The 23391-nt window shown below is 38.1% G+C and carries 22 protein-coding genes (1 of these 22 running past the window's edge); 8 read left to right on the top strand and 14 right to left on the bottom strand.

Annotation, left to right across the window (positions count from 1 at the left end; genetic code table 11):
• Window positions 1-148 precede the first annotated feature (148 nt).
• The 3 genes from ACN6MT_RS04225 to ACN6MT_RS04215 form a co-directional block, all read right to left on the bottom strand.
• Window positions 149-2158 carry a molybdopterin-dependent oxidoreductase gene (locus tag ACN6MT_RS04225; RefSeq protein ID WP_419954856.1) on the bottom strand — a complete coding sequence of 670 codons (2010 nt, stop codon included), beginning with the start codon at window positions 2156-2158 and terminating at the stop codon, window positions 149-151.
• Between the two features lie 71 nt (window positions 2159-2229).
• On the bottom strand, window positions 2230-2427 hold the full coding sequence (locus tag ACN6MT_RS04220; protein WP_045519309.1) for a DUF951 domain-containing protein: 198 nt from the start codon (window positions 2425-2427) through the stop codon (window positions 2230-2232).
• A 15-nt stretch (window positions 2428-2442) separates the two neighbouring features.
• Entirely contained in the window at window positions 2443-3327 is an 885-nt protein-coding gene (locus tag ACN6MT_RS04215; RefSeq protein ID WP_063255169.1) for a mechanosensitive ion channel family protein, read from the bottom strand.
• 192 nt (window positions 3328-3519) lie between these two features.
• On the opposite strand from ACN6MT_RS04215, the gene yyaC reads away from it, so the two are divergent.
• Complete coding sequence (yyaC, locus tag ACN6MT_RS04210) at window positions 3520-4137, top strand: spore protease YyaC (protein ID WP_419954855.1); 618 nt, start codon at window positions 3520-3522, stop codon at window positions 4135-4137.
• A 56-nt stretch (window positions 4138-4193) separates the two neighbouring features.
• Here yyaC and ACN6MT_RS04205 read toward each other — a convergent pair whose 3' ends face one another.
• The 11 genes from ACN6MT_RS04205 to rpmH all read right to left on the bottom strand — a co-directional run bounded on the left by ACN6MT_RS04205 (window position 4194) and on the right by rpmH (window position 14755).
• Window positions 4194-4922: a DUF554 domain-containing protein gene (locus tag ACN6MT_RS04205; protein ID WP_063255166.1), complete on the bottom strand. Its 729-nt coding sequence runs from the start codon at window positions 4920-4922 to the stop codon at window positions 4194-4196.
• 198 nt (window positions 4923-5120) lie between these two features.
• A complete protein-coding gene (locus ACN6MT_RS04200) occupies window positions 5121-5978 on the bottom strand; it encodes a ParB/RepB/Spo0J family partition protein (protein WP_063255165.1) in 858 nt (285 codons plus the stop codon).
• Complete coding sequence (locus ACN6MT_RS04195; protein ID WP_419954854.1) at window positions 5971-6732, bottom strand: ParA family protein; 762 nt, start codon at window positions 6730-6732, stop codon at window positions 5971-5973. Before ACN6MT_RS04195 ends, ACN6MT_RS04200 begins: the two co-directional genes overlap by 8 nt.
• A gap of 294 nt (window positions 6733-7026) precedes the next feature.
• Entirely contained in the window at window positions 7027-7911 is an 885-nt protein-coding gene (noc, locus tag ACN6MT_RS04190) for a nucleoid occlusion protein (RefSeq protein ID WP_419954853.1), read from the bottom strand.
• A 100-nt stretch (window positions 7912-8011) separates the two neighbouring features.
• Window positions 8012-8728 (bottom strand): 16S rRNA (guanine(527)-N(7))-methyltransferase RsmG, encoded by a 717-nt coding sequence (rsmG, locus tag ACN6MT_RS04185; protein WP_063255161.1) that lies wholly within the window; start codon window positions 8726-8728, stop codon window positions 8012-8014.
• A 280-nt stretch (window positions 8729-9008) separates the two neighbouring features.
• Window positions 9009-10898, bottom strand: a complete 1890-nt coding sequence (gene mnmG, locus ACN6MT_RS04180; protein WP_419954852.1) for a tRNA uridine-5-carboxymethylaminomethyl(34) synthesis enzyme MnmG — start codon at window positions 10896-10898, stop codon at window positions 9009-9011.
• A gap of 105 nt (window positions 10899-11003) precedes the next feature.
• A complete protein-coding gene (mnmE, locus tag ACN6MT_RS04175; RefSeq protein ID WP_063255158.1) occupies window positions 11004-12389 on the bottom strand; it encodes a tRNA uridine-5-carboxymethylaminomethyl(34) synthesis GTPase MnmE in 1386 nt (461 codons plus the stop codon).
• Window positions 12390-12664: 275 nt separating this feature from the next.
• Window positions 12665-13285 (bottom strand): RNA-binding cell elongation regulator Jag/EloR, encoded by a 621-nt coding sequence (gene jag / locus ACN6MT_RS04170; RefSeq protein WP_419954851.1) that lies wholly within the window; start codon window positions 13283-13285, stop codon window positions 12665-12667.
• Window positions 13282-14058, bottom strand: coding sequence for a YidC family membrane integrase SpoIIIJ (spoIIIJ, locus tag ACN6MT_RS04165; protein ID WP_063255155.1), 777 nt, complete (start codon window positions 14056-14058; stop codon window positions 13282-13284). The genes jag and spoIIIJ overlap by 4 nt, the downstream gene beginning before the upstream one ends.
• A 151-nt stretch (window positions 14059-14209) precedes the next feature.
• The gene (gene rnpA / locus ACN6MT_RS04160; RefSeq protein WP_419954850.1) at window positions 14210-14554 is read right to left on the bottom strand and encodes a ribonuclease P protein component; all 345 of its coding nucleotides are present in this window, start codon (window positions 14552-14554) and stop codon (window positions 14210-14212) included.
• Window positions 14555-14620: 66 nt separating this feature from the next.
• Window positions 14621-14755, bottom strand: coding sequence for a 50S ribosomal protein L34 (gene rpmH / locus ACN6MT_RS04155; protein ID WP_063255153.1), 135 nt, complete (start codon window positions 14753-14755; stop codon window positions 14621-14623).
• Window positions 14756-15457: 702 nt separating this feature from the next.
• On the opposite strand from rpmH, the gene dnaA reads away from it, so the two are divergent.
• The 7 genes from dnaA to gyrA all read left to right on the top strand — a co-directional run.
• Window positions 15458-16804 carry a chromosomal replication initiator protein DnaA gene (gene dnaA / locus ACN6MT_RS04150; protein ID WP_063255151.1) on the top strand — a complete coding sequence of 449 codons (1347 nt, stop codon included), beginning with the start codon at window positions 15458-15460 and terminating at the stop codon, window positions 16802-16804.
• Between the two features lie 206 nt (window positions 16805-17010).
• The gene (dnaN, locus tag ACN6MT_RS04145) at window positions 17011-18147 is read left to right on the top strand and encodes a DNA polymerase III subunit beta (protein WP_063255150.1); all 1137 of its coding nucleotides are present in this window, start codon (window positions 17011-17013) and stop codon (window positions 18145-18147) included.
• A 102-nt stretch (window positions 18148-18249) separates the two neighbouring features.
• Window positions 18250-18468, top strand: coding sequence for a S4 domain-containing protein YaaA (gene yaaA, locus ACN6MT_RS04140; RefSeq protein ID WP_419954849.1), 219 nt, complete (start codon window positions 18250-18252; stop codon window positions 18466-18468).
• 16 nt (window positions 18469-18484) lie between these two features.
• Window positions 18485-19603, top strand: coding sequence for a DNA replication/repair protein RecF (recF, locus tag ACN6MT_RS04135; RefSeq protein WP_063255147.1), 1119 nt, complete (start codon window positions 18485-18487; stop codon window positions 19601-19603).
• Between the two features lie 10 nt (window positions 19604-19613).
• The gene (remB, locus tag ACN6MT_RS04130) at window positions 19614-19862 is read left to right on the top strand and encodes an extracellular matrix regulator RemB (RefSeq protein ID WP_063255145.1); all 249 of its coding nucleotides are present in this window, start codon (window positions 19614-19616) and stop codon (window positions 19860-19862) included.
• Between the two features lie 71 nt (window positions 19863-19933).
• Entirely contained in the window at window positions 19934-21856 is a 1923-nt protein-coding gene (gene gyrB, locus ACN6MT_RS04125) for a DNA topoisomerase (ATP-hydrolyzing) subunit B (RefSeq protein ID WP_419956376.1), read from the top strand.
• A 170-nt stretch (window positions 21857-22026) separates the two neighbouring features.
• Window positions 22027-23391 carry the 5' portion of a DNA gyrase subunit A gene (gene gyrA, locus ACN6MT_RS04120; RefSeq protein WP_419954848.1) on the top strand. It continues 1197 nt past the right edge of the window, so only the first 1365 of its 2562 coding nucleotides appear in the window; its start codon is at window positions 22027-22029; its stop codon lies beyond the right edge, outside the window.

Genomic DNA, 23391 nt, shown 5'->3' with positions numbered 1-23391 from the left:
GTCCATAAATTATTAAAAAGCCTCTCACAATTATAGAGATAACTAGCGAAAAAGACAAGGGAATAAGGAAAGCGGAAGCGACTGGTCAGGGGCGATAAGCATAAGACAAGTCCCTAGTCGCTGGAGCTGGACAAACAAAAACTGCCGCCTACTGCGACAGTTTCGTTATTTTTTCAATATTCACAAGGCAATCATACAAAGTGCTGCCAAGACCGTTATCAGACTCTCCACTTGAGGTCAGATTATTGACAGAACCGCCGAACCTTTTCCAAATTCCTTCATCAATGTTTATAGTGTTAGGATGTGCCTTTGGCAGAATTGAAAGATATCCTTTAACTTCACCGCGATCATTCCAAACTCGTACCGAATCACCATCCATCAGGTGATGTTCATCCGCAATATTTCTAGCAACCTCAACCTTTAGCTGAGTTGATTTGGAAAAAAGATGGTAGTTTTGCGAATGGTTTGATCTTAGTGGATGAATGGTTAATAAGTTATAAGGAAATTTCTTAGCTAGCTCTGGTTTGTTCCATTTTGATTCTTCCGGTACAGCTAACTTCAGCTGTCCCAGGGCACCCTTATTTATAGCTGTAAACTCATATTTTCCAGATGGCGTTTTAAACTGGAAATCATCCCACGGAACTGGTTTGACTGGCAATTCTATGTTATGGTTTTCCTTCAGTTTATCAAGTGACAGTCCTTTTTTAGATAATGACTGTAAAGACATTTCCAGCCACTGATCTCTTGAAAACCGAAAATCGTCCCCAAATCCTAGTCTCTCAGCAAGCTGTGTCCAAATCCATAAATCAGACTTCGCTTCTCCAGGAGCTGGAACGATCTTCGGTCCGTAATTCACATAATGGTGATACATAGAAGAATAATAAAGATCTTCTTCCTCAAAAACAGTGGTGGTTGGCAGGATATAATCTGCTAGTCGAGCGGTATCTGTCATAAATTGCTCAATCACAACCAGTTTTGAAACAGATGAAAAAGCCTTTTCTACGATTGATGAATCCGGCACCTGTGTTAAAGGATTCCCACAGGTTACCACAATCATTTTAATTTCTGGATCCGTTGCCGAAAGCACTTCCTCGGCCTGCTTCATAATTGAAAACTGTCGATGTTTCTCCCTCCGGTTGCTGAGCGTTAGTTTTGAAATATCAAAGCTTTGCCCTACTTGCAGGTTAGCGTAGTTAGCACCACCGCCAGGTAATCCAATATTGCCGCTTATCGCTGCAAGAGCGTCAATCAAGCGAATTGTATTCCCGCCATTTTTATAACGCTGCAGACCAAGTCCCATAAACGTAGAGGTAGGTTTATCAGCAAAGACGTTTGCTAATAGCTGTATCTGCTCTACGGACACTTCCGTCATTTTACTAATTTTTTCTATAGAAATACTCTCAATCAGCTTCTCTAAATCCTCAAAGCCATATGAATAGTGTTCAATAAATGCACGATCTTCAAGTCCTAAATGTAGAATTTCCTTTATGATTCCTGCAGCCAGTAAACCATCCATTCCAGGTTTTACGGATATATATTCATCTGCTATTTTCGCAGTTGCATTGAATAATGGATCAATAACATAAATCTTTGCTCCCTTTTTCTTTGCTTCAAGGAGTCTTTCATAAAAATGCATATTTGTCCGCGCTACATTTCTTCCCCAAATGACAATGTTTTTACTTTTTAAAACATCCTCTGGTTCATGGGCATAAGCGTCGCCAAAATCCCACTTTTGCGCCTCAATTCCAGCACCCCAACAGAGGGAACCATAAAGCTCTGTTACCCCGCCATAAGCATTAAAAAAACGTTGATCTAGATTTTTTAGTACCCCGTTGTTCGCATAGTCATGACTATGGAGGACAGCTGTTGAACCATATTCTTCTTTTATTTCCTTCAACTGTAAGGCAATCTCATCAAGAGCCTGTTCCCATGGAATTTGCTTAAATTCTCCGTTCACCTTTTTTAAAGGATATAGAATCCGTTCAGGTGAATTCGTCCTTGTTTCTAGCATTCTGCCCCTGCCGCAAATTTTCCCCTTAGTAATGGGGTGGGAGGGATCACCTTCAACTTTTATTACTTTATCGTTCTCTACCGTTACATGAAAACCACAGCTGTCCCAGCAATTCAACGGACACGCCGATTTCACTATACTTGCCACTACTCCACCCCCAGAACAATCTCTACTTTTTAACTAGAATAATACAGTTAACCAAAAAAAAGAAGCATAAACTATTGTTCATGCTTCACCAATATTTTCTTCATTTTCCTTGAAAATTCACGTCTTGGAATCATTACGCTATGTTCGCATCCCTCACATTTGATCCGAATGTCCATTCCCATACGAATAATCTTCCAGCGATTGGTTCCGCATGGATGCTGTTTTTTCATTTCTACGACATCATTTAACCCAAATTCTTTTTCTTCCATTGAATACCTCTCCTTTTAAACACTAGGTTCATTGATATTTCCAGAATTCTTTGAGTACATGACCATACGTGGATATGGAATTTCAATTCCATGCTCATCTAAACATTGTTTGATATCTCTTTTTATATCCCTAGAAACAGCTGCATGCTTCATTGGCAATGTTTCTGCAACAACTCGTAATACAATCTCTGATGGTCCTAACGTTTGAATGCCTAAAAGCTCAGGTGTCTTTGTTAAGGCCTCGTATTGTTCGGGCATTTTTTCAAGTAAATCCCTTATAATCCTCTGCGTTTTTTCTATATCCTCTTCATAAGCAACGGATATATCGATAATTGCAAGGCTGTTATTTAGAGAGAAATTCGTCACCTGAATGATACTTCCATTCGGAAGGATGTGAACTTCTCCCGTCCAACTTTTTAACTTTGTTGTTCTTAAACCAATAGCTTGAACAGTTCCTTCAAACTGGTCAATTCTTACATGGTCCCCTACTGAAAACTGATCTTCAAAAATAATAAAGAAACCAGTAATGACATCTTTTACAAGACTCTGTGCGCCAAAACCAACGGCGAGCCCAACAACCCCTGCACCTGCAATTAAAGCTTTTACATCAATCGTTAGGACAGAGAGGATCATCATAATAGCAATAAAATAAACCACATATGTAAGAACATTATCAAGAAGTTTTGCTAATGTTTCTTCCCTTCGTTCTGATGTCTTAAGCGGAGATCGAGTTCTTAGTTTAAAAACATTATCAATGGCCATACTTCCCAATTTAATTAAGATTTTAGCCACAATCATAATCACAATTATTTTTAATAAACCTTCCCCTATGGCCATCCATGTATCTTCATTTTGGAATTTATCCGTATATCTTTGAATAATCCTTTGTGTAGAAGTCATAATAACATCCTTTCCTCTGACCCTGGTGAATCACACTTATTTTATCAATTTTCCCTTATAGTTCATAGTATTGTGATTTATTTCCTTTTTCAACGGGAATATCTTTGAGAACCCATGTATAGATTTTCGGAATTTTCCGTATAATAGTAAAAATATGCAAACAAATAATGATCACAATTAAGGAGTGTACGTATGAATCTGAAACCTAGTTTCTTTGATAGGAGGGCCAATGCTGGGCGGATACCCCATGATGATTTTCAGGCTGTTGAAAATTTAGCTATGGAATTGCTTAAGTTCCTGCCTCCAGCTTCTCATCGTCCAATCGTATTTGTTTGTATCGGAACAGACCGCTCGACCGGAGATTCATTAGGACCACTTGTTGGATCATTTTTAGAGGAGAAGGACGTACCATCATTTCATGTTTACGGTACGTTAGATGAACCCGTTCATGCGGTAAATTTGGGGGATCGGCTAAAGGAAATAGCATTAAAACATCATAATCCCTATATTATTGGTATCGATGCTTGTTTAGGCCGAATGAAGAATGTTGGCGTGATTCAGGTTTGTGACGGACCTGTTAAACCTGGAGCGGGTGTAAACAAAGAGCTTCCGGCAGTCGGTGATATCCACATAACAGGGATTGTCAACGTGAGTGGCTTTATGGAGTTTTTTGTCTTACAAAATACCCGATTAAACCTGGTAATGAAAATGGCAAAAACCATTGCAAATGGGATTTATCAGGCAAGTATTCTCCATTCCAAAGGAAGACTGCAGGAATTGATTCAAGAGGAGCAAAAAAAGACGAATTAAAAGAGCAGCCGGAATAAGCCAAGTTGCTCTTTTTCACTTACAAATATTGTATATTTTCACATAAATACATTGTATAAATACAGAACAGTCACAATAAAACCTGTCACAACAATAGCAGGGAGGAGGTTAGCAACCTTTATTTTTACTAATCCAGTTAAATTTAGCCCGATAGCAAAAATCATAACCCCGCCGGTTGCTGTCATTTCAACAATAAATTGGTCCATCAACACTTGGGGGATAAAGGTATTTATTTGGGTGGCGAATAAAGCAATCAACCCTTGATAGAGCATGACTGGAATTGCAGAAAAAATGACACCCACTCCAAGGGTTGTTGTTAATATAATGGACGTAAAACCATCAATGAGCCCTTTGGTATACAAGACGTCATGGTCACCACGGATCCCGCTATCAAGTGCTCCGATGATTGCCATAGCCCCAATCACAAAGATTAAGGTAGCCGTAACAAAACCTTCTGCTATACTGCCTTTTCCATTTGAGCCCATTTTGCTAGAACCGAGTTTATTTTCCAGCCAAAGACCCAGTTGATTCAGCTTTTCTTCCAATTGCATGAGCTCTCCTAAAACAGCTCCCATGACTAAACTAATGATGACAATAAGAAAGTTTTCACTTTTCAACCCCATTTGCAGTCCTAAAACAATTACTGATAAACCTATTGCATACATAACCGTTGTTTTCATGCTTTCCGGAATTCGGTTTAAGAGCTTTCCAATTAGCACACCAATAATAATTAACAACCCATTCACAAGCGTCCCTAATAAAAACATCTGTTATTCACCTATTCTTCGAATCTCGAAATTAATAATAGTATTAAACTATCATTTTTCAGTAAAATTGGAAAGCTATTTTTTAATATGACTGTGTTATATAGGCCTGCTGATTTCCGCTCCAACCAACAGGGTGCTAACTCAAAATTCAGCTTTAACACAGCCTTTTTATAAAAAAATAAACCATCCATTGATGGTTTAAAGTGATTCTTCTTGACCTAACATTTCTAAAATACGTTCTAAATCCTCTTTAGAAAAGAATTCAATTTCAATCTTACCTTTATTTTTAGACTGTTTAATGTTTACAGTCGTTCCAAATCGTTCTCGAAGGGAGTGTTCACGTTCCTGGATGAATATATCCCTTTTCTTTTCAGGCTTTTTTGTTTCACGTGGAACATTTTCATTTAGATGTTGAATGATTTTTTCCAATTGACGAACATTCAATGATTCCTGAATAATTTTATCTACTAAAGCTGGCAGCTTCGCCTTTTGACGTAATCCTAAAAGCGCACGGCCATGGCCCATCGAGATTTTCCCATCTGAAATCAGCTCCTGAATTTTAGCAGGAAGAGAGAGCAGCCTGATATGATTTGCTACATGTGGACGACTTTTCCCTAAACGCTTTGCTACTTCTTCTTGAGTGAATTTCAACTTTTCCATTAAAGTTTGGTAAGCTTGTCCCTCTTCAATTGGATTCAAATCTTCACGCTGCAAATTTTCTAAAACCGCTAATTCCATCATCTGCTGTTCTGTTAATTCTCTGACAACAGCTGGGACAGTTGTTAACTTTGCTTCTTTGGCTGCTCGGAAACGTCTTTCACCTACAACAATTTCATACCCTTTAATACTTTTCCTAACAACAATAGGCTGAAGAATTCCATGCTCTAAAATAGAGTCTTTTAATTCATCAATGGCCTCTTGTTGGAAGGTTTTCCTAGGCTGGTAAGGGTTGGGACGCAATTCTTTCAAACTTATTTCTTGGACAGTCTCTTCCTTACCGGCTTCGATAGTTGTAAAAAATGCATTTATGCCTTTTTTTCCTAGACCTTTAGCCATTTGAGACCACTTCCTTTGCTAGATCTAAATAAACTTCTGCGCCTCGTGATTTTGAATCATACGTAATAATTGGTTCGCCATGGCTTGGAGCCTCACTTAGACGTACATTTCTTGGAATAATGGTTTTATATACTTTATCTTGAAAATACTTCTTCACTTCTTCGATTACTTGAATGCCTAAATTAGTTCGGGCGTCGAGCATCGTTAATAACACGCCTTCTATTTTCAAGTCTTGGTTTAGGTGTTTTTGCACTAGTCTAACAGTATTTAATAACTGACTCAAACCTTCTAAAGCATAATATTCACATTGGACAGGGATTAACACAGAGTCAGAAGCTGTTAAGGAATTAAGTGTTAACAATCCTAATGAAGGCGGACAATCAATAATTATATAATCAAATTGATCTTTCACTTCTTCAAGTGCACGCTTTAATCGAACTTCCCTTGAGATAGTTGGAACGAGTTCAATCTCCGCTCCTGCAAGCTGTATAGTAGCTGGAATCGCATATAAATTTTCAACAGATGTTGGCTTAATAACATCCATTGCTTCCACATCGTCTACTAAAACATCATATATACACTGTGCTACATCTGCCTTTTCGATCCCAATTCCGCTCGTTGCATTCCCCTGTGGATCAATGTCTACTAATAAAACCTTTTTCCCAATGTATGCTAAGCAGGCGCCTAGATTGACAGAGGTAGTTGTCTTTCCAACTCCGCCCTTTTGATTCGCGATTGCAATCGTTTTGCCCACGATGTCACCTACCTTGTTTCAAATAAATTACTTACATTCTACACAAATAGCCGATACAAATATAAATAGTTACGTAAATGTAAACATAAATTAAACTTGTTTTCTAGCAAACATTAAATTTCCATGCTATTTATTTTAACATGAAACTGATTTGTTGTTATTTTTTTTCATAAAATATTAATGGCGAATCAAAGTAATCATTAACACAATTTTACAATTTATTCTAAATCTACACAGATAAATACAAAAATAAAAACCAAACTGCTTATAGTCTGGTTCCATTTTAAGAATATATTATTTTTTCTTTGGAATTTTTATTGTAAATTGATAGTACTCTTCGAATTCTTCTTCTTGTGAGTCGAGGGTGATTCCATTATCTGACACCATTGTTAGCGATTGCCTTATGGTATTTACAGCAATTCTCATATCTTTGCTAAAAGCTTTTCTTTTTGGTTTTGGTTTTTGGTTCTTTTCTTCTAGCAGCCGGGCCACTCGATCCTCCGTTTGCTTTACATTAAGATTTCTTTCGATAATATCCTGTAAAAGCAATACCTGTTTCTCTGGGTTTTTAAGTGGAATAAGTGCTCGGGCATGCCGTTCTGTGATTTCTTTGTTTAACAAGGATTCTTGGATAGGCTGAGGCAGCTTTAGAAGCCGGAGCTTATTGGCCACTGTCGATTGACCTTTTCCAAGACGCTGAGCAAGAGCTTCTTGCGTTAAGTTATGCAGCTCGAGCAGCTTGCCATAGGCGATAGCCTCTTCAATCGGAGACAGCTCTTCCCGTTGTAAATTTTCAATTAATGCCACGGAAGCAGTTTCGGTATCAGAATAATTTTTTATAATGGCTGGTGCTTCATCCCAGCCCAGCTTCTTCATCGCACGCCAGCGGCGCTCACCGGCAATAATTTCATAATTTCCATCAAACTGTCGGACCACAATTGGCTGAATGATTCCGTGTGTATGGATTGTTCGTGATAACTCCTCTATTTTTTCATCGTCGAATACGGTTCGAGGTTGAAAACGGTTAGGAACAATAGATTCAATCGGAATCTTTTTAATTTCTTCATTTTTAACAATATCTAGATCTTGTTCTAGCTCTGTTTCAAGCTCTTTTTCTAACTCAACCTTTTGATCTCCCTTTTCGCCGAGGCCAAAAAAGCGTGAAAACGAATTCTTCATCCCCAACACCACCTTTACGAAACTCCCTATTACTTATTCTCTATTATATCGTTTTCTTCCTGCCAAACCTGCAGTTTTATTTATACAAAAATTTCCTTCACTATTCGATTGGCATTTTACCAGGTGTCCCTGGTTTTCGTGGATACTTTTTCGGCGTTTGTTTTTCCTTTTTAATCACAAGAATGTTTCTTTCACTTTCTTCCATAGGCAGCGTGAAAGTATGCATTTGCTCTAATTTTCCTCCTAGAGTTTTTATCGCCTTTTGACCGACAGTTAACTCATCGTTTGCATGTGCGGCCTTCATCGCGATAAAATGTCCCCCTACTTTTGCAAGAGGAAGGCAAAGTTCACTAAGAACAGACATTCTTGCAACAGCCCTAGCCGTTACAAGGTCATATGACTCACGGTGAGCTGGATTTACACCGAAGGTCTCAGCGCGGTCGTGAATGAAATGAACCTTTTCCAATTTTAATACATTTGCTAAATGATTTAAAAAAGTAATGCGTTTATTTAATGAATCCACGATGGTTACCTCTAAATGAGGAAATGCAATTTTTAATGGGATACTCGGAAATCCCGCACCTGCACCTACATCACAAAGATGAAGGTGCTGTGTGAAGTCAAAGTAAAATGCAGCAGAAATGGAATCATAAAAATGTTTTAAGTAGACATCCTCTTGATCTGTGATGGCAGTTAAGTTCATTTTTTCATTCCACTCTACTAAAGTGTGAAAGTATTTATCAAATTGATCTAGCTGCTCATCGCTAAGGGCAATCCCCTTCTCTAGAAGCATGGCTTTGAATTGTTCGATGTTCATCCGCAAAACTTCCTCTTTTTGTAAAAATTATAAGCTTTATTAAAGGTTTCTGTTGATTTCTGCTCCCGGCACTTCGCTTTCCGCGGGCGTGCCGGGGAGCCTCCTCGGCGCTTAAGCGCCTGTGGGGTCTCCCCAGCCCCGTACTCCCACAGAACATTGAATTTCCTCCTCGAATTCGCCCACGCACGAAGAAAATGCGATAGCATTTTCGAGGAGTCTTCGTGCCTTCCGCTCCAATCAACAGAGTGCCAAAATGAATTTTAGCTTTAACATAGCCTACTTATAGATTACTCGTTCTAGACACTTTACCTTGTTCCAAATACACAAGTAGAATCGATATATCGGCTGGGTTTACACCAGAGATTCTAGAGGCTTGGGCAAGTGATAATGGTTTGATTTGTTTTAACTTTTGTTTTGCTTCCGTTGCAAGACTTGATATCGCATCATAATCAATATTCTCAGGGATTTTCTTATTTTCCATTTTCTTTAAGCGTTCAACCTGCTGAAGTGATTTTTCAATATATCCTTCATACTTAACTTGAATTTCAACCTGCTCTTTTATATCTTGATCTAATTCCACTTCACTCGGTACTAGACTTTGGATGTGTTCATAGGTCATTTCAGGCCGTTTCAATAAATCAGAAGCAAGAATCCCATCCTTAAGCTCACTGCCGCCAGTGCTTCGAATAAGTTCCTGAACTTCGGTGGAAGGTTTCAATCTGACAGATGAAAGTCTTTCCTTTTCCGCTTCGACAGCCGCTTTTTTAGCTAAAAACCTTTGATATCGTTCTTCCGTTATTAATCCAATGGAATAACCAATATCTGTTAATCGTAAGTCTGCATTATCATGGCGTAAAAGAAGGCGATATTCTGCTCTTGAAGTCAGCAGACGATACGGTTCATTTGTTCCTTTTGTAATTAGATCGTCAATTAACACACCAATATAAGCATCTGAACGACTTAAGATTAATGGTTCTTTTCCAAGTGCATTCAGCCCGGCATTAATTCCAGCAATAATTCCTTGACCCGCTGCTTCTTCATATCCTGAAGTTCCATTAATTTGACCAGCAGTAAAGAGGTTCTTTATCACCTTTGTTTCAAGTGTCGGCCAAAGCTGAGTCGGGTCAATGGCATCATACTCAATCGCATATCCAGATCTCATCATTTGCACATTCTCTAGACCTGGAATGGTTTTGAGTATTTGCTGCTGAACATCTTCAGGTAAGCTCGTTGATAAACCCTGTACATACACCTCTTGCGTTTTTCTTCCTTCTGGTTCAAGGAAAATTTGGTGGCGCGGCTTATCATTAAAACGAACCACTTTATCTTCAATGGATGGGCAATATCGCGGACCTGTTCCTTTAATCATTCCGGAATACATTGGTGAACGGTGAAGATTTTGATCAATTAAGGTATGTGTTTGTTCATTTGTATACGTCAACCAACAAGGTAACTGGTCAGTGATATACTTAGTTGTTTCATATGAAAAAGCTCTCGGAACTTCATCCCCAGGCTGAATTTCCGTTTTACTGTAATCAATTGTATGACTATTAACCCGCGGAGGAGTTCCTGTCTTAAAACGAACGAGGTCAAATCCCAGCTCCTCTAAATGCTCTGATAACTTAATCGATGGCTGTTGGTTATTGGGGCCGCTTGAATACTTTAATTCTCCGAGAATGATTTCACCGCGGAGGTACGTCCCAGTTGTTATGACGACTGTTTTGGCACGGTAAATTGCACCTGTTTTCGTAATTACCCCAACACAGACGCCGTCCTCAACAATAAGTCTTTCAACCATCCCTTGAAGGAGCGTTAAATTAGGTGTTTCTTCAATTGTTTTCTTCATTTCATACTGGTAGTCGACTTTATCCGCCTGTGCCCGCAATGCACGCACTGCTGGACCCTTCCCTGTATTCAACATTCTCATCTGTATATATGTTTTATCGATATTTCTGCCCATTTCGCCGCCCAATGCATCTATTTCCCGGACAACAATTCCTTTTGCCGGTCCTCCTATGGATGGATTACATGGCATAAAGGCCACCATATCGAGGTTAATGGTGATCATTAGTGTTTTGGCACCCATACGTGCCGCCGCGAGGCCAGCCTCACATCCTGCATGACCAGCTCCAATGACGACAACGTCAAAATTACCTGCTTCGTATGACATCTCTTTCCTCCTCTTTCTAACTCTACCGTCTAGTTCCAGCACTTAGCCCCTCGAGGTCACTTTAGTCCAGCGTTTGTCGAGGCTGAACGAGGGCTTTTGCTGTTCTTATTTTCCTAAACAGAACTGTGAAAATAACTGGTCAATTAGGCTTTCGTGCACACTATCACCAATAATTTCCCCTAGAATCTCCCATGTTCTCGTAACATCTATTTGGACGATATCAATTGGAGTCCCCATTTCTACTCCATTAATTGCTTCCTCTATCGTATGCAAGCTTTGTCCAATCAACGCAATGTGGCGGCTGTTGGATAAGTAGGTCATATCGCCTGTCTCAATTGACCCTGCAAAGAATAAGGAGGATATAGCTTCTTCAAGCTCATCAACCCCGCTCTCCTCCAATAATGAAGTCGTAACAATTTTATGCTCTGCCGCCAGTTGCTTTACACGTTCCATATCTATTTGCTGCGCTAGGTCTGTCTTATTAACGATGACTATAACATCCATTCCTTTAACAGCCTCAAACAGATTTTCATCCTCTTTTGTAAATTGATCAGCATAATTTAGCACTAACAATATTAAATCTGCTTCCTTTAAAACCTGTCTAGACTTTTCTACTCCAATTCGTTCAACAATATCTTCCGTCTCTCTTATACCCGCTGTATCTAATAGTCTTAGCGGTACTCCGCGAACATTGACATATTCTTCAATCACATCACGGGTTGTCCCAGGAATATCGGTAACAATCGCTTTATTTTCTTGAACCAGACTATTTAATAACGATGATTTTCCGACGTTTGGGCGCCCAACAATTACCGTTGAAAGACCTTCACGCAGTATTTTTCCTTGCTGAGAAGTTTGCAGCAGCTTTTTTAACTCATCACGAACATAGATGGCTTTTTCTAACAACATTTTATGTGTCATTTCTTCAACATCGTCATATTCGGGATAATCTATATTTACTTCGACATGCGCAAGTATTTCTAAAATTTCCTGACGCAAGCCCCTAATTAACTTTGATAACCGGCCTTCCATTTGTCCTAAAGCCACATTCATTGCACGATCCGTTTTGGCTCTGATCAAATCCATTACTGCCTCTGCTTGGGATAAATCAATCCGGCCATTTAAAAACGCTCGTTTGGTGAATTCACCTGGTTCAGCCAGCCTGGCACCGTAGGCCAATACATGCTGCAAAACCCGATTAACAGAAACAATCCCACCGTGACAATTTATTTCAACTACATCCTCTTTTGTAAAAGTTTTTGGGCCCTTCATAATCGATACCATTACTTCCTCTATTACTTGCTCCGTCTTGGGGTCAACTAAATGACCATAATGGATCGTATGGGTTGGAACCTCTGTTAACCTTTTACCCGAGATGCTTCGAAAAATTTGATCAGCGATTTTAATGGAATCATCGCCACTCAACCGTACTATTGCAATTGCTCCCTCACCCATCGGTGTAGATATGGCAGCTATCGTATCGAATTCCATTACTTTCACCACTCTTTATAAAATTAATCTATATAAAAACGAAGTATTTTACTCCAAATTATTAGAATACCACATCTAGTCTCGTCTGAAAAACTAGAAATCCCTGAGTTTATTTATCCACAACCTGTAAAATGTCTACCTATTATTTTAACTTATCCACATGTGAATAACAATAAAACAAGAGATTTCATATTATTGTTAACAAAAGACTTTTAATTTTAAATTTCGACAAGGCAAAAAAAGACATCCTTCGAAAAGGATGTCTTTCATTCATCTTATTTAACCGGCGAGATTACGATATGTCTATGTGGATCTGAACCATCTGAAAATGTTTTTACCCGTTTATTATCGGATAAAGCTGTGTGAATGACTTTACGCTCGTATGAAGGCATCGGCTCCAAAGCAACATCCTTGCCTGTTTTTATCGCCTTAAGTGCAAGACGATGGGCTAATTGGATCAGCGTATCATTTCTTCGATTTCGATAATCTTCAGCATCTAAAATAACGGTTAAGTATTGGTTAGAAAAACGGTTAATAATTAGCTGTGTTAAATATTGCAGCGAATTTAATGTTTGTCCTCTTTTTCCAATTAAAAGAGCAATCTTTTCTCCGGTCATAACAAATAGAACTTGTTTGCCATCACGTTTAATTTCGATGTCGATAGGCGCTCCCATTTGTTCACTAACCTGAAGCAGAAACTTTTTTGCCTCATCAATTGGGTCAATAATAACCGTAACCTTAACGACTGCTGGACGTGAACCAAAAATCCCAAAAATGCCTTTTTTACCTTCATCGATTATAGCAACATCTGTGCGGTCTTTTGTTGTCTTTAATTGAGCTAAAGCTGATTCCACTGCTTCTTCGACTGTTTGTCCGGTAGCAGTTACTTGTTTCACTTTTTTGCTCCTCCCGCTTTACCGGATTCTTGGGTCTTTCTCAAGTCCGGTCCTTTAATGAAATAGGTCTGCACAATCATAAAAATATTACCTACTACCCAATACAAAGAAAGAGCTGCAGGGAAATTAAAAGCAAAAACGACAATCATAATCGGCATCATCCAAAGCATCATCGCCATTTGCGGGTTATGCTCTTGTCCGGCCATCATCAATTTTTGCTGAATAAATGTTGTGATACCAGCAATGATCGGCAGAAGATAAAATGGATCTTTATCACCAAGGTCGAACCAAAGAAAGCTATGATCTGCAATCTCTCTTGTTCGTGAAATCGCATGATAAAATCCAATTAGGATAGGCATTTGGACGATTAATGGAAAACATCCAGCCATTGGATTTACTCCGTGCTTTTGGAAAAGAGCCATCGTTTCCTGTTGTAATTTCTGCTGTGTCTTCTGGTCCTTAGAGCTGTACTTTTCTCGAAGCGCCTTCATTTCTGGCTGCAACGCCTGCATTGCTTTCGAGCTTCTAGTTTGTTTAATCATCAGTGGCAAAATTGCCAAACGAATTAATATCGTAACTACAATCAGTGATAATCCAAAACTTCCACCTAATATTTCTGCACCTTTTACAATGACCCAGGAAAGTGGATAAACAATGTATTCATTCCAAAATCCAGTACTTTCAGCATTAATTGGCTTATTAATTTCTGTACATCCTGATAAAAACAAAAACACAGAAACAATGCCAAGTAAAAGTAATATTCGTTTCTTCAACCGAATTTTCCTCCTTGAACAATAGATATACTAGTTAAGTATGAATAGTTTTTATAGTAATGATATCTCTGTGGTATTTTTCATAGGTATTTTACCATCTTTTATCATAATTTTCCTCTAAATTAGGAGTGCTCATGATTATTTTTGCAAATTATTTTTTCTTTAAAACTTTTCCAACCTTAAAAACATGGGTTAAACTCTTTTTAATTTCAAAAAAATCCATTTCCGCTGCAGGTTTTCTCGCAATAATCACGTAATCATTCCCCGGAACCAGTTGATCAGATAGTTCAAAAACAGCTTGTCTTATGTATCTTTTTATTTGATTTCTCATCACAGCATTTCCTATCTTCTTACTCACGGACAGACCAATTCTAAAATAGTCTTGTTCTTCTTTCTTTAGACTATAGACAACGAATTGCCGATTAGCGAATGACTGACCTTTTTGAAATGCATCTTGAAATTCTTTATTTTTCTTTACCCGTAATTCTTTCTTCATAGAAAACACCTTCCATCTACATTAGAAAGATTTTATTAGAAAAAAGACCACTGATGTTTCAGTGGCCTAAGCTGATAATACTTTTCTTCCCTTTTGACGACGGCGTGCTAGAACTTTACGTCCATTTGCACTGCTCATACGACTACGGAAACCGTGAACTTTACTATGCTTACGTTTATTTGGTTGATACGTTCTTTTCATATATGACACCTCCCTGAGGAATAGCTGTTAAAGACAGTCTAATTTATTATAAAGACGGACCCTCATATTGTCAACTACCCTTACTATATTGTTCCCCAGTCAAAAAATCTTTACGCCTAGATCCACTTTCATGAATTAAACTTGGTAATCGCAATCTTCGTTTTTAAAATTACCTGTGGATATTTTTTTCGACTTTTTTTCCATCGTTTCACAAGATATTGACAGTTTTTGCACAGGAGCCACTACTTGTGGACAAGTTTTAACCACATATTGTTACAGTTGTGGATAAACGGCGAAAAGGCATTGCACACCTGTCTTTTATCTGATATTATATTTGTGTTTTCACTCTGAATAACTTCGTCTCTAAAATATGTTATCCACAAATTGTGGATAAGGTGTGGACAAGTTATTCTAGCATACTGCAGAAACTTGTCCACAAGCCGTGGATATTGTCGAAACTCCACTTTATTTCCTATAATATGTTTTTCCACAACCATTGTTTCGTATATTTATAAATTAGTAGGTTGTACAGCTTGTATAACATTGTTTTTTCACGGAACTGTTATCGAATTTGTTATGTGGCTTCATGAGGATACTTCATAACTCTTTGTGAAAAAATATCTATATATATGGAGTTTAGACAGAAACGAACCTGCAAATGCATTTGAATAATAGATAGATAAAAAAAGGAGGGACAACCCGTTGGAGAATATTGCGGATCTTTGGAATGCTGCTCTAGCCAATATTGAGAAGAAGATTAGCAAGCCCAGTTTTGACACCTGGCTGAAGTCCACAAAGGCCCATTCCCTTCAAGGCAATCTACTTGTGATCACTGCTCCAAATGAATTTGCACGAGATTGGCTCGAGGAGCGATACTCCCAGTTAATTGCAGGCATCCTGTATGAAATTACTGGAGAAGAGCTTTCTGTTAAGTTCATTATTCCGCAAAATCAAAAAGAGGAAGACCCTGATTTACTATTGCCTGCTAAAAAGGCCAAAAAAGAGGATGATCAACATGATTTTCCGCAAAACATTTTAAATCCAAAGTATCTTTTTGATACGTTTGTTATTGGTTCGGGTAACCGGTTTGCTCATGCTGCATCTCTAGCAGTAGCTGAGGCACCCGCAAAAGCATACAATCCCTTATTTATTTATGGGGGCGTTGGTTTAGGCAAAACACACTTAATGCATGCAATTGGTCATTATGTTTTAGAACACAAACCTAACGCCAAGGTAGTTTATTTGTCCTCTGAGAAATTCACGAACGAATTTATTAATTCTATTCGTGATAATAAGGCTGTCGAATTCCGCAATAAGTATCGAAATGTTGATGTGTTACTAATTGATGATATTCAGTTCTTAGCCGGAAAAGAATCAACACAAGAGGAATTTTTCCATACTTTTAATACTCTTCATGAAGAAAGCAAGCAAATCGTTATCTCAAGTGACCGTCCGCCAAGGGAAATTCCAACACTTGAGGACCGCCTGCGTTCACGTTTTGAATGGGGATTAATCACGGATATTACTCCTCCAGATCTAGAAACAAGAATTGCAATTTTACGGAAAAAGGCAAAGGCAGAAGGATTAGATATACCAAATGAGGTTATGCTCTATATCGCGAATCAGATTGATACAAATATCAGAGAGCTTGAAGGAGCATTAATCCGTGTCGTTGCCTATTCTTCCTTAATCAATAAAGATATTAACGCCGATTTAGCTTCTGAAGCATTAAAGGACATTATTCCTAGCTCAAAGCCTAAGGTTATTACCATTCTTGACATCCAGAGAACTGTCGGTGAGCATTTTAGTGTGAAACTTGAAGATTTTAAAGCGAAGAAGCGAACAAAATCTGTAGCCTTCCCAAGACAAATTGCCATGTATTTATCACGCGAATTAACCGATTATTCTTTGCCAAAGATAGGAGAAGAGTTTGGAGGACGTGATCATACCACCGTTATCCATGCTCATGAAAAAATATCAAAGCTATTACAGACTGATCTCCAGCTTCAAAAGCAAATGAAAGAGCTAAATGAGTTGTTGAGAGTTTAAAATAATTGTGAATAACTTGGACTAGTTTATGCACAGTCTGTCCACATGTGGATAGACTGTATTTCCATTGTAAAAGATAAGTTATCCACATACTAACAGGCCCTACTAGTACTTCTACTGTTTTTTATTTAAAAAACTTATTATTATATGTTTAAGAAAATTCATTTATGCGTACTTAGGAAAAAAATTGCTGGGAGGATTATGAAATGAGATTTATCATCCAACGGGACCGTCTTGTTCAAAGTGTCCAAGATGTTATGAAGGCTATCACTTCAAGAACGACTATTCCCATTTTAACGGGTATTAAAATAACAGCTAGCAGCGAGGGAGTAACCTTAACAGGTAGTGATTCCGATATTTCGATTGAATCTTTCATACCAAAAGAGGAAGACGGAAATGAAATTGTAGAAATCAAACAGGCGGGTTCTATCGTCCTTCAAGCAAAGTTTTTTAGTGAAATTGTAAAGAAGTTACCTACAGATTCAGTTGAAATTGAAGTACTAGGATCTTTACAAACGGTTATTCGCTCTGGGAAATCTGAATTTAATTTAAACGGCCTAGATGCAGAAGAGTACCCTCACCTGCCGCAAATAGAAGAAAACAACAAATTTCATATTGCCACGGACCTCCTAAAAATGATGATTCGCCAAACCTTTTTTGCAGTATCTACCTCTGAAACAAGACCCATCTTGACAGGTGTAAACTGGAAGATTGAAAACGGCGAACTAAACTGTATTGCAACAGATAGCCATCGTCTGGCATTAAGAAAAGCAAAAATTGAACTTGAAAATAACGAGAGTTACAATGTGGTCATTCCAGGTAAGAGTTTGAATGAACTGAGTAAAATCATTGATGATTCAAACGAATTAATAGATATTGTTATCACAGAAAATCAAATTTTGTTTAAGGCGAAGCATTTATTATTTTTCTCAAGGCTGCTAGAAGGAAATTATCCCGACACTTCTAGACTTATTCCGAGTGAAAGTAAAACCGATATTATTGTAAATACAAAAGAATTCCTTCAAGCCATCGATCGTGCTTCCTTGCTTGCTCGTGAAGGAAGAAACAATGTTGTAAAACTTTCAACGATTGACGGCGGTGTAATAGAAATTTCCTCCAATACACCTGAGGTTGGTAAAGTTGTTGAAGAAATTCAAAGTCAATCCATTGATGGAGAAGAATTAAAAATTTCTTTCAGTGCTAAATATATGATGGACGCCTTAAAAGCTCTCGAAGGCACCGATATAAGGGTGAGTTTTACTGGTGCAATGCGCCCGTTCGTTATCAAACCACTGCATGATGAAACAACATTGCAGTTGATTTTACCTGTAAGAACCTACTAGGATACCCTTGCAAATAGTCACCATGTTTTTTGGTGACTTTCTTTATTTTTTGTTTTTTAGTAAAATAAAGTATTGAGACCATTTAGAAATGAGTGATAAACATTGCCGGAAGAAATTAAGCTGAATACTGAGTTTATTACATTGGGTCAATTTCTTAAATTAGCTGATGTCATCCAGTCTGGTGGAATGGCAAAATGGTTTTTAAGTGAAAACGATATTTTTATTAATGGTGAACAAGATCAACGAAGAGGAAGAAAGCTTCGAGCAGGAGATACAATCAAAATTCCTGGCTTTGGTGAGTTTTTGATTACGAGTAACTAAAGGTTGTGTCGTTTTCATGTATATTGAACAATTAGCACTAAGAGATTATCGAAATTATCTTAGCCTATCGGTTGAATTTGAAAATAAAGTCAATGTGATCCTTGGGGAAAATGCTCAGGGGAAAACAAATGTAATGGAATCCATCTATGTTTTAGCTATGGCAAAGTCTCACCGGACATCAAATGATAAAGATCTTATTCGCTGGGACCAGGAATATGCTAAAATAGAGGGTAGGGTTCAAAAACAGCATAGCTCTTTGCCGTTGCAATTAATTATTTCCAAAAAAGGAAAAAAGGCTAAATGCAACCATATTGAGCAGCAGAAATTAAGCCAATATGTAGGGAACATGAATGTGGTCATGTTCGCTCCAGAGGATTTAAATTTAGTAAAAGGCAGCCCGCAAGTTAGAAGGCGGTTTATTGATATGGAAATTGGGCAGGTATCGCCCATTTATTTACATGATATGAGTCAATATCAAAAAATACTTCAACAGAGAAATCATTTTCTAAAAATGATGCAAATAAAAAAACAAACAGACCAAACTATGCTAGAAATTCTAACTGAGCAGTTTATTGATATGGCTGTAAAAATTGTTTTGAAAAGGTTTGAGTTTCTCCATTTGCTTGAAAATTGGGCTAAACCTATTCATAAAGGTATCTCTAGAGGGCTGGAATCGTTGGAAATTGTCTATAAACCATCGGTTGATGTATTAGAAGACCAAGATTTGTCGAAAATGAAAGCAAGCTTTGAGGAAAAATTCAGTAAAGTTCGAGCAAGGGAAATAGAACGTGGGACAACATTGTTTGGTCCACATCGTGATGATTTGTTATTCTTTGTTAATGGTCGGGATGTTTCGACATTTGGATCACAAGGGCAGCAAAGAACAACAGCACTTTCTGTTAAGCTTGCCGAAATTGAATTAATTCATTCGGAAATTCGCGAATATCCCATCTTACTCCTTGACGATGTTTTATCAGAATTGGATGATTATCGTCAGTCACATTTGCTTAATACCATCCAGGGGAAGGTCCAAACATTCGTTACAACAACGAGTGTTGACGGAATTCACCATCAAACATTAAAAGAAGCTTCAACTTTTGAAGTGGAGTATGGTGTTATCAATAAAGTAAATTGAGGTGGGAAGTGTGTATATTCATGTCGGGGAAGACCTAAATATTAGGGCGAAGGATATCATCGCCATTCTTGACAAAGGGTGCGTGAATTCTTCAAATTTAGTCGAAGAGTTCTTAGAACAGCATAAGGAAAAGCTTGTTAACCTATCGAAAAACCCCTTTAAATCTGTCGTAATCACATATGACAAGGTTTATTTATCCCCAATTTCTTCTGGAACATTAAAAAAACGTTCAAATCAAAAGGAAATGCAGGAATATTGATATTATTATTTTTCATTTAGGTTAATAGTGTGATTTTTTTTGAATGAAAGTGCGGGGTGAACGATATGACAATGGAACAAAAAGTAGTCCAGGAAGAAGAATATGGTGCCGATCAGATACAGGTTCTTGAAGGTTTAGAAGCCGTAAGAAAAAGGCCTGGTATGTACATTGGTTCAACGAGTGGAAAAGGTCTCCATCATCTTGTATGGGAAATTGTAGATAACAGTATTGATGAGGCATTGGCAGGTTATTGTGACGAGATCAATGTAATCATTGAAGAAGATAATAGTATAACCGTTAAAGATAATGGGCGTGGTATTCCAGTTGGAATTCAGGAAAAAATGGGCAGACCTGCAGTTGAAGTTATCATGACTGTTCTTCATGCCGGAGGTAAATTTGGCGGCGGAGGATATAAGGTTTCTGGTGGACTGCACGGAGTAGGTGCCTCTGTTGTTAATGCCCTCTCCACAAACTTGGATGTATTAGTACACCGTGACGGCAATATTTACTCTATTAAGTTTGAACGCGGGGCTGTAGTTCAAGAATTAAAAGTTGTTGGAACCACAGATAAAACAGGTACGATTACTCACTTTAAACCAGATGGCGAAATTTTTACTGAAACATTGGAATACGAATTTGATATTCTAGCAACCCGTCTGCGTGAATTGGCATTTTTAAATCGCGGAATAAAAATTACGATTAAAGATAATCGTGTGGAAAATAAACAGAATGAATATTACTACGAAGGCGGAATTAAATCCTATGTAGAACATTTAAACCGCACAAAAGAGGTTATTCATGATGAACCAATCTATATTGAGGGAGAACGCGATGGCATTAGCGTTGAAGTAGCTCTTCAATACAATGAGGGGTATACGGACAGTATTTACTCTTTTGCGAATAACATCCACACTTATGAAGGCGGAACGCATGAATCTGGATTTAAAACTGGATTAACCCGTGTTATTAATGATTACGCAAGAAAAAATGGTTTAATTAAAGAAAATGATACAAATCTATCTGGTGAGGATGTTCGTGAGGGCTTAACTGCCATTGTTTCGATTAAGCACCCGGACCCACAATTTGAAGGGCAAACAAAAACGAAGCTCGGAAATTCTGAAGTTAGAACGATAACAGATTCATTGTTTTCGAGTCATTTCGAAAAGTTCTTACTGGAAAATCCACAAGTAGGTAAAAAAATCGTTGAAAAAGGCTTAATGGCTGCTAGAGCAAGACTAGCTGCGAAGAAAGCTAGAGAACTAACACGCCGAAAGAGTGCTTTAGAAGTTTCTAGTTTACCTGGGAAATTAGCTGACTGTTCTTCAAAGGACCCTTCAATCAGCGAACTGTACATTGTTGAGGGTGATTCCGCAGGGGGTTCAGCAAAACAAGGACGGGACCGTCATTTTCAAGCTATTTTGCCATTAAGAGGGAAAATTCTTAATGTAGAGAAGGCACGCTTAGATCGAATTTTGTCAAATAATGAGGTTCGCTCGATGATTACTGCGATCGGAACAGGTATTGGTGAAGATTTTGATATTGCTAAAGCTAGATACCATAAAATAGTCATTATGACCGATGCGGATGTGGATGGAGCACACATTCGAACACTGTTATTGACTTTCTTCTACCGTTATATCCGAAAAATTTTAGAAGCTGGCTACGTATATATCGCACAGCCGCCATTATATAAAGTTCAACAAGGAAAAAAAGTTAGGTATGCTTATGATGACAAAGAGCTAGAAAAAATATTCGCTGAGCTCCCTAGTCAGCCAAAGCCTAATATCCAGCGTTATAAGGGTTTAGGAGAAATGAATCCTGAACAGTTATGGGAAACAACAATGGATCCTTCTAATCGAACTATGCTTCAAGTAAGTCTTGAAGATGCAATTGAAGCAGATGAGACATTTGAAATGTTAATGGGTGACAAAGTAGAGCCGCGTCGTAACTTCATTGAAGCCAATGCCCAGTACGTTAAGAATTTAGATATATAGATTTGTCTAGCTGTCGCCCCAAGGAAAAGTGAACTTCTTTTTCCCCTGGACAAGGCGCTTCCGTTTTCAAAAAGGGATAGAGGGGTGACCACTATCCTCCTTTTTTCGTTTATCTAAATTTTAGTGGATGATGATGAAAGGCAGACGTCGCCAAAATAGGAGGTACTAATATGGCCGAAACACCAAATTCTCAAGTGAGAGATATTAATATCAGTCAAGAAATGAAGACATCGTTTCTCGACTATGCAATGAGTGTTATTGTTTCTCGTGCCCTTCCAGATGTTCGAGATGGTTTAAAACCAGTTCATCGCCGTATTTTATACGCAATGCATGATCTTGGAATACATGCAGATAAACCATATAAAAAATCTGCTCGTATCGTTGGAGATGTAATCGGTAAATATCACCCTCATGGGGATTCTGCCGTGTATGAAACGATGGTACGGATGGCACAGGACTTTAACTATCGCTATATGCTAGTTGACGGTCATGGAAACTTTGGATCAGTAGATGGTGATTCAGCAGCAGCGATGCGTTATACAGAATCTAGAATGTCCAAAATTTCTATGGAATTACTTAGGGATATTAACAAAGATACGATTGATTTCCAGGATAACTATGATGGTGAGGAAAGGGAGCCTGCAGTTCTTCCCGCAAGATTTCCTAACTTATTAGTCAATGGTTCTATGGGGATTGCCGTTGGTATGGCTACGAATATCCCGCCACATCAGCTTGGTGAAGTAATTGAGGGCGTATTAGCCGTTACCCGCGATCCGGAAATCACCATTCAAGAATTAATGGAAATTATTCCTGGTCCAGACTTTCCAACCGGGGGAATCATTCTCGGCCGAAGCGGTATTCGTAAGGCATACGAAACAGGCAGAGGATCAATAACTATACGCGGGAAAGTCGAAATTGAACAAAAATCAAATGGTAAAGAAGTTATTATTATTAATGAATTACCATACCAAGTAAACAAAGCTAAATTAGTTGAAAGAATTGCGGAATTACATCGTGATAAAAAAATTGAAGGCATCACCGATTTACGGGATGAATCTGACCGTAATGGAATGCGTATTGTAATTGAGGTTCGTAAAGACGCTAATGCGAATGTTCTTTTAAATAACTTATATAAACAAACATCACTTCAAACTAGCTTTGGTATCAATACACTAGCCCTTGTAAATGGACATCCAAAAGTATTAAATTTAAAACAATGTTTAGTCCATTATTTAGACCATCAAATAGTTGTTATTCGCAGAAGAACAGAATTTGAGCTGCGTAAAGCAGAAGCACGGGCTCATATTTTGGATGGTTTAAGGATTGCTTTGGATAACCTCGATGCCGTCATAAGCTTAATTAGAAGCTCACAGACAACGGATATTGCACGCGAGGGTTTAATGACGCAATTTAACCTCTCCGAAAAACAAGCACAAGCGATTCTTGATATGCGCTTGCAGCGTTTAACTGGTTTAGAAAGGGAGAAAATTGAGGAAGAATATCAAAGTTTAGTAAAGCTAATTGCTGAATTAAAA

This window comes from Neobacillus niacini, assembly GCF_048572935.1.
In the GTDB taxonomy this organism is placed as follows: Bacteria; Bacillota; Bacilli; order Bacillales; family Cytobacillaceae; genus Neobacillus; species Neobacillus niacini.
Note: the sequence above shows the minus strand (reverse complement) of the source record. Positions and strands in the feature narration are given on the sequence as shown.